At 53.2% G+C, this 6,696-nt stretch carries 6 protein-coding genes and 1 pseudogene; 6 read left to right on the top strand and 1 reads right to left on the bottom strand.

The annotated features are described in order from the left end of the window. Positions 1-493: 493 nt before the first annotated feature. Positions 494-1,567 carry a LacI family DNA-binding transcriptional regulator gene (locus RTK32_RS16980; protein WP_312046035.1) on the bottom strand — a complete coding sequence of 358 codons (1,074 nt, stop codon included), beginning with the start codon at positions 1,565-1,567 and terminating at the stop codon, positions 494-496. A gap of 288 nt (positions 1,568-1,855) precedes the next feature. On the opposite strand from RTK32_RS16980, the gene RTK32_RS16975 reads away from it, so the two are divergent. The 6 genes and pseudogenes from RTK32_RS16975 to RTK32_RS16950 all read left to right on the top strand — a co-directional run. Then, on the top strand, positions 1,856-2,176 hold the full coding sequence (locus tag RTK32_RS16975; RefSeq protein WP_312046033.1) for a PTS sugar transporter subunit IIB: 321 nt from the start codon (positions 1,856-1,858) through the stop codon (positions 2,174-2,176). Continuing rightward, on the top strand, positions 2,176-3,492 hold the full coding sequence (locus RTK32_RS16970; RefSeq protein WP_312046031.1) for a PTS sugar transporter subunit IIC: 1,317 nt from the start codon (positions 2,176-2,178) through the stop codon (positions 3,490-3,492). Before RTK32_RS16975 ends, RTK32_RS16970 begins: the two co-directional genes overlap by 1 nt. Next, the gene (locus RTK32_RS16965) at positions 3,492-3,833 is read left to right on the top strand and encodes a PTS lactose/cellobiose transporter subunit IIA (RefSeq protein WP_312046029.1); all 342 of its coding nucleotides are present in this window, start codon (positions 3,492-3,494) and stop codon (positions 3,831-3,833) included. Before RTK32_RS16970 ends, RTK32_RS16965 begins: the two co-directional genes overlap by 1 nt. A gap of 19 nt (positions 3,834-3,852) precedes the next feature. Next, complete coding sequence (locus RTK32_RS16960) at positions 3,853-5,292, top strand: 6-phospho-beta-glucosidase (RefSeq protein WP_312046027.1); 1,440 nt, start codon at positions 3,853-3,855, stop codon at positions 5,290-5,292. Positions 5,293-5,357: 65 nt separating this feature from the next. Further along, on the top strand, positions 5,358-6,230 hold the full coding sequence (locus RTK32_RS16955; protein ID WP_312046025.1) for an ROK family protein: 873 nt from the start codon (positions 5,358-5,360) through the stop codon (positions 6,228-6,230). Between the two features lie 109 nt (positions 6,231-6,339). Then, positions 6,340-6,696 (top strand): annotated as a pseudogene (locus RTK32_RS16950) (6-phospho-beta-glucosidase); the annotation flags it as partial.

Below are 6,696 nucleotides of genomic sequence, written 5' to 3'. Positions count from 1 at the left end.
TTCTTCCTTTCTTCCTTTCTTCCTTTCTTCCTTTCTTCCTTTCTTCCTTTCTTCCTTTCTTCCAGCCCGTGAGTGACGACCAGCGTGACCGTTCATTATGTAATGCTGCTATGGCGGCATTGGAAAGGGCGCTAACAGCCCGATCGCGGATAATACATACCTGAACCGTCCTGATGTTAACCGAGGCAGCGTGTCATCCAGGTAATGACAATCTGGTGCCTTTTTATGCCTGATCGCTGGCAGACTATGCAGACTATGCAGACTATGCAGACTATGCAGACTATGCAGACTATGCAGACTGTGCAGGCTAGCAAGTTTCACCTCTGTCCCTCCACGCCATGAGACCTGAATTCGGCGGGTCTTACCTCTGTTCCTCCACGCCGTGAGACCTGAATGCGGCGGGTCTTACCTTTGTTCCTCCAGACCGTGAGACCTGAATGCGGCGGGTCTTACCTCTGTTCCTCCACGCCATAAGGCCTGAATTCGACAGGTTTCACCTTTGTTCAGTCTGGCTGTGAGGCTCTGGCCCGACAGGCTTCACATCTGTTCTACCTGACCCGTAAGGTCCCATCCCCACCGACTGGCGTCGAATCAGCTCGCCCGGCATTAGGGCCAGCGGCCCGACCTGTTCGCCATCCAGCATTTTCGCCAGTTGCATCATCGCGCTGGATACCATCTTAGCAACCGGCACACGGACGGTAGTGAGCGCCGGTGTCAGGTAGGCGGCAACAGGAATATCATCAAAGCTAAGCAGCGAAACATCATCCGGCACCCTTAACCCTACGGCGTTAAGCGCGCAGGCAGCGCCAATTGCCATGTCATCGTTACTGGCAACGATAGCGCTAAACGTCACGTCCCGTCGCAGCAGTTCGCACGCCGCCAGCCTGCCGCTCTCGTTGGTCCAGCCGCCTTCCAGCATCAGCGAAGGCTGCGGCGTAATCTTATGCTGTTTGAGCGCGGACAGATAACCCTTGAGTCGGCTGAGGCCGGTATGCGACCCCTCCATTCCTTTGATAAAAGCGATTTCCCGATGCCCCTGGCTAATCAGATAATCCACCGCCTGGAACGTATCGTTTTCATGATCGGCACAGACGGCATAATGCGGAAACGTTTTTAATCGACGGTTCAGCACCAGCATCGGCTTGCTGATCGTCGGGATCAGCTGGTCGATCTCTTCCACGCTGAGCGATCGCGGATAAATGATGAGCGCGTCGCAGCGGCTGTCGATCAGAAAATTGATGGCCTGGCGCTCCTGATCCGCCGTGTGCTTACCGTCGGCCAGCACCAGCTGAGAACCTAATTGCTCGGTCAGCGTCGCCACCTGATAAAGCAGTTCACTGAAAAAAGGACCGTTGTAAAGCGTATTAGGCACCATCAAACCGATGCTCTGGCTGCGGTTGGTCGCCAGATTACGCGCCAGCAAATTAGGCCGGTAGCCCATCTCCTCTACGGCGCTCATCACCTTGTCCCGCACCGTTTTGGACACATAGCCATGACCGGCCAGCACGCGAGAAACGGTCGCTTTTGAGACACCAGCACGCCTGGCTACATCCAGCATCGTAATCATGGAGAGTTTCCTTCCTGTATCGGCCGCTTATTGTAACCAAAAACGCAGCAGTTAAAACACGCAATTTTTTATCAGGTGGATCTAAAACCCGATAGTTTCTGTACGGTAAATAGAGTGTTGATGAGCATATAATAATAATATGTAACCGGTCTCACATTATTTTGCTTTAAGCATTAAATAGAGAGTTGACTGATTGGGTGATGGATCACAAAAAAGAGAAACATAATCTGTAACCGGTTGCAGATGCAGCAATTGGCGCGTAAAAGTTCAGAAAACAAAGGGGGGTTTATGATCAAGATTTTATTATGTTGTGCAGCAGGCATGTCCACCAGCATGGTGGTGCAGCGAATGGAAAAAGCCGCCGTTAAACTCGGCATTGATACGAAAATTCAAGCGGTTGGGATGGAGGAGTTTAGCGAAAACATTGGGGATTTTGACTGCTGCCTGCTGGGGCCGCAAATTAAATATAAGCTGAATGATTTTCAGAAATACGCGGGCGAGCACAATAAACCGGTCGCCGTGATTAACATGATGGATTATGGCATGCTCAACGGCGAAAAAATTCTGCAGTCCGCCCTGTCGCTTATTGAATCTCATCAGGGGGCATAATGAGCACACTGGCCGATTCACTGTTTGGGGTAATTGAAAATCGTATCAGTCCGGTAGCCGCGCGCTTATCTTCACAAAGACATGTTGTCGCTATTAAAGATGGCTTTATCGCTTCCATGCCGTTTTTAATTGTAGGTTCCTTTATGCTGTTGTTTTCTCATCCACCCTTCAGCGAAAACAGCCAGTGGGCTTTTGCAAAATGGTGGCTGGGCATGGTCAGGCAATACAATGACCAGCTGATGATGCCGTACAATATGACGATGGGCATCATGGCGGTCTTCATCACCAGTGCTATCGCGTATAACCTGGCGCAAAGCTACAAACTTAACGGCCTGATGGCCGCGCTGCTCTCGCTGATGACATTCCTGGTGGTCGCCGCCCCACAAAAAGACGGTGCGTTGTCGGTAGCGTCGCTGGGCGGTGAGGGTATTTTCACCGCCATTCTGATTAGTCTGTACTGTACCGAAGTCATGCATCTGCTGACGAAGCACAATATTGGCTTTAAGCTTCCCGAGCAGGTCCCACCTAAAATCCGCCAGTCTTTCGATCTGCTGATCCCGATTCTGGTTATTTTCCTCACGCTTTATCCGCTGAACCTGTTTATGGAGAGCCATTTTGGGCTGCTCCTGCCGCAGGCGATTATGGCTCTGTTCGCGCCGATCCTTTCCGCAGCGGATTCTCTGCCGGCGGTACTGATAGCCGTGCTGCTGTGCCATCTGCTTTGGTTTGCCGGCATTCACGGCGCGGCGATCGTCGGCGGGCTGCTTCAGGCGTTCTGGCTGGCTAATCTGGGTATCAATCAGGAAGCGCTTAATACCGGGCAAGAGGTCACCAAAGTGTTTGTCGAGCCGTTCTGGCAGTTTTTTATTACCGTCGGCGGGTCTGGTGCAACGATGGGTCTGGTGATTTTGTACCTGCGTAGTAAGTCCGCCCATTTACGCTCTATCGGCCGACTGGGCTTTGTTCCCGGCCTGTTCAATATCAACGAGCCTATTATTTTCGGCTCGCCGGTAGTGATGAATCCGCTGCTGTTTATTCCCTTTGTCACCACACCGCTGGTCAACGCGGTTATCGCCTGGACGGCGACGCGCACCAACCTGATTAATCATGCGATTTCACTGGCGCCCTGGACCACTCCCGGGCCGATTGGTGCTGCCTGGTCCACCGGCTGGGACTGGCGCGCCGTCGTGCTGGTCGCGTTTTTGATTGGGCTGTCCACGTTAATTTATTACCCGTTCTTCAAAATGTACGAGCGCCAGCTGCTGCAACAGGAAGCGGAAATGGCCGACACGACCCTGGCTGAGGAGACCAACTGATGGATGCAACACAAGATATGGAAACTACCGTGATGGAGCTGATTATCCATGCAGGTGAGGCTCGTTCTGCTTCCATGCTGGCGCTTCAGGCAGCGCGAAAGCACAGCTGGGAAGAGGCGGAAACCTTGCTGCAGGAGGCGACAAAAGCCGTGCGCCAGGCGCACAGGATCCAGACCGAGCTGATCGGTGCGGATGAAGGCTGCGGCAAGATCCCGGTCAATTTGATCCTGGTTCATGCGCAGGATCATCTGATGAACGCGATGCTCTGCCGCGAACTGGTGGAAGAGATTATCTACCTGCATCGTGAGGTGCAGACGCTAACGAAAACCCGTACGCAGTAGTCTTTGAAAAGGAACCATTATGTCTGAGAAATTACCCGCTGATTTTTTATGGGGCGGCGCCGTCGCTGCGCATCAGGTTGAAGGCGGCTGGCAAGAGGGCGGTAAAGGGCCGAGCATTGTCGATGTGCTAACGGGCGGATCGCACGGCGTTGACAGGGAGATTACCGATGGCGTGATTGCCGGAAAAAATTATCCTAACCACCTCGCCACGGATTTTTACCATCGCTACAAAGAAGATATCGCGCTGTTTGCGGAAATGGGCTTTAAATGCTTCCGCACCTCTATTGCCTGGACGCGTATTTTTCCGCAAGGCGATGAGGTTGAGCCTAACGAAGCGGGGCTGAAATTTTATGACGATGTGTTTGACGAGCTGTTAAAGCACGGTATTGAACCCGTAATCACCCTGTCGCATTTCGAAATGCCGCTGCACTTGGTTAAACAGTATGGCGGCTGGCTCAACCGGGAGCTGATTGACCTTTTTGTGCGCTATAGCGAGGTGGTGCTCAAGCGCTACAAGCACAAAGTAAAATACTGGATGACCTTTAACGAGATCAACAACCAGCGCAACTGGCGCAAGCCGCTGTATGGCTACAGTAACTCCGGCGTGATTTTTACCGACCACGAAAAGCCCGAAGAAGTCATGTATCAGGTGCTGCATCATCAGTTTGTCGCCAGCGCCCGGGTAGTGAAGCTGGGCCATGCCATCAATCCAGATTTTAAAATTGGCTGCATGTTGGCGATGGTGCCGCTCTATCCGTGGTCCTGTCATCCCGATGATGTGATGTATGCGCACAAAGCGATGCAGCAACGCTACCTGTTTGGCGATGTCCATATGCGCGGGGCTTATCCTGCCTGGATTCATAAAGAATGGGCACAGCGTGGGTTTACTATTGAGATGGCGCCAGAAGACGAGCAGACGCTACGGGAAGGCTGTACTGATTATCTGGGCTTCAGCTACTACATGAGTAATGCGGTGGAATACGCGACCGCACAGCAGACCGATGACACGCCGCTGGAAGCGTTCCCCGGCAGCCGCAAAAATCCGCACGTGAAGGCTTCCGACTGGGGCTGGCAGATCGATCCCGTCGGGTTGCGCTATACGCTTAACGTACTCTATGAGCGCTATCAGAAACCGTTGTTTATTGTGGAAAACGGCTTTGGGGCGTTCGATAAGGTTGAAGAGAACGGCGAGATTAACGATGACTACCGTATCAGCTACCTGCGCGAGCACATCGTGCAGATGAAAAAAGCGGTGCTGGAAGATGGCGTCGATCTGATGGGCTTTACGCCCTGGGGCTGTCTGGACTGCGTCTCTTTCGGGACGGGACAGTATGACAAGCGCTACGGCTTTATTTACGTCAACCGCAGCGATGACGGTAGCGGTGATTTATCCCGCGCCAAAAAGAAAAGCTTTGACTGGTATAAAGAGGTGATTTCCTCAAACGGTGAAGTGCTTTAAATCCGGCGTGTCGCAAGGACCAGGCGGGCAGAGCAGTATCGCCCGCCACTAAGTCAGAGTTAACGATGAAAATAGCAGCTTACGATATTGGTGGAACCACCTTAAAAATGGGCGTGCTGAACGAAAAGGGCGAGATCCTTGCTCAGGAAAAAACGGCGATCCCGAATTTTTCCGGCGAGCACATCCTGTCATCGATTCAGGCGTGGCTGGCAAATCATGTCGATTGCGAAGCCCTTGCCCTGAGCGTGCCCGGCTACGTTAATCCCTACACGGGCTTTATTACCATGGGCGGTTCCCTGCGCGATTTTGACGGCTTTGCTTTACAGGCGTGGCTGCAAACTAAAACGGGCCTGCCGGTGAGCGTTGAGAACGATGCTAACTGCGCGCTGCTGGCGGAGCGCTGGCTGGGCAAGGCGCAAACGATGCGGGACTTTCTGATGATGACCATTGGGACGGGCATCGGTGGCGCGCTTTTTTGCAACGGGGAGCTGGTGCGCGGGCACCGTTTCCGGGCGGGCGAGTTTGGCTATCTGCTCAGCGAACGCCCGGGGGCGGGGCGGCTGAACAGCTATACCATGAATGAAAACTGCACGCTGGCAGTACTTCGGCGGCGCTATTCGGTCATCAGCGACAGGCCGCTGGAAGAGATCACGGGCGAAGAGATATTCGCTGGCTATGACCAGGGAAATAAAATGTGCGTGCGGCTGGTGACGCAATTTTATCAGGATCTTTGTTCAGGAATTTATAACCTGGCGCACCTGTTCGATCCGGAATGCATATTCCTTGGCGGCGGTATTACCGAACGGCCGGGATTTATTGATGAGGTTAACGCACATCTGGCCTGGTACGGACTGACGGTCCCTGTCGCCATAGCCTGCCACGGCAACAGCGCCGGGCTGACGGGCGCGGTATATCACTATTTAAACAGCCAGCGTTAATAAGGCCCACAGGCTTATCCCACTTTCCATCATCCATGCGGTGAGGGGCACGGCTATCTGCTTTCAGCTCACCCTCTGTCTGTCCGCTAGTTAACAAGGTGCTTTTTATATGCAAAACAAAATAAAGATTGTCACTATTGGCGGCGGATCCAGCTATACCCCGGAACTGATCGAAGGGCTGATCCTGCGTAAAGACCGACTGCCCATTGCAGAGCTTTGGCTGGTCGATATTGCGGACGGTGCCGAGAAAATGGAAATCGTCGGCAATATGGCTAAGCGTATGATTGCGGCGGCCGGTCTGGACTGGCAGGTTCATCTGACACTCGATCGTAAAGCGGCGCTGAAAGACGCTGACTACGTGACCACGCAGTTTCGGGTAGGGCTGCTGGATGCACGCCTGAAGGATGAAGTTATCCCGCTGGCAAACGGTCTGCTTGGGCAAGAAACTAACGGTGCGGGCGGGTTG

The sequence above is a fragment of the Erwinia sp. genome (assembly GCF_031978025.1).
GTDB lineage: Bacteria > Pseudomonadota > Gammaproteobacteria > Enterobacterales > Enterobacteriaceae > Erwinia.
Note: the sequence above shows the minus strand (reverse complement) of the source record. Positions and strands in the feature narration are given on the sequence as shown.

Coding starts and splice junctions, on each gene's coding strand:
- RTK32_RS16960 (WP_312046027.1), top strand. CDS start 3,853: ATGTCTGAGAAATTACCCGCTGATTTTTTATGGGGCGGCGCCGTCGCT.
- RTK32_RS16955 (WP_312046025.1), top strand. CDS start 5,358: ATGAAAATAGCAGCTTACGATATTGGTGGAACCACCTTAAAAATGGGC.
- RTK32_RS16965 (WP_312046029.1), top strand. CDS start 3,492: ATGGATGCAACACAAGATATGGAAACTACCGTGATGGAGCTGATTATC.
- RTK32_RS16970 (WP_312046031.1), top strand. CDS start 2,176: ATGAGCACACTGGCCGATTCACTGTTTGGGGTAATTGAAAATCGTATC.
- RTK32_RS16975 (WP_312046033.1), top strand. CDS start 1,856: ATGATCAAGATTTTATTATGTTGTGCAGCAGGCATGTCCACCAGCATG.
- RTK32_RS16980 (WP_312046035.1), bottom strand. CDS start 1,567: ATGATTACGATGCTGGATGTAGCCAGGCGTGCTGGTGTCTCAAAAGCG.